Origin of the sequence: Halalkalibacter lacteus, assembly GCF_036663595.1 — a bacterium.
Taxonomy (GTDB): Bacteria; Bacillota; Bacilli; order Bacillales; family Bacillaceae_D; genus Halalkalibacter; species Halalkalibacter lacteus.
Window position 1 is genome coordinate 1 of record NZ_JAWRVL010000140.1, and the last position, 286, is coordinate 286.

Genomic DNA, 286 nt, shown 5'->3' on the forward strand with positions numbered 1-286 from the left:
AAGAAATTATTAAGGATGAATATTTTAATTTATATATAAATGTATTAAAGATATTAAATTTATCTAAAAATAATTATGAAGATGTTTTAATAAAATTATTATCTTCTCAAGGATTAAAAATAGAATTAAAAGAAATTACTGAAGAAGATAAAAAAATAAATAAAGATATTAGAAAAAAAATAAATGAAATTAAAAAGGATATAGAAAATGAAGAAGATAATGATGTAGTTAATAGTAGATTAATAAGTAGTGATGAATACGAAGAATATAATAAATCTTATACATT

General features: G+C 15.4%; 1 protein-coding gene. It reads left to right on the forward strand.

Annotation, left to right across the window (positions count from 1 at the left end):
* Window positions 1-286, forward strand: a 286-nt coding sequence (locus SAZ04_RS21830; protein WP_332699623.1) for a hypothetical protein, incomplete at both ends; no start/stop codon positions are given.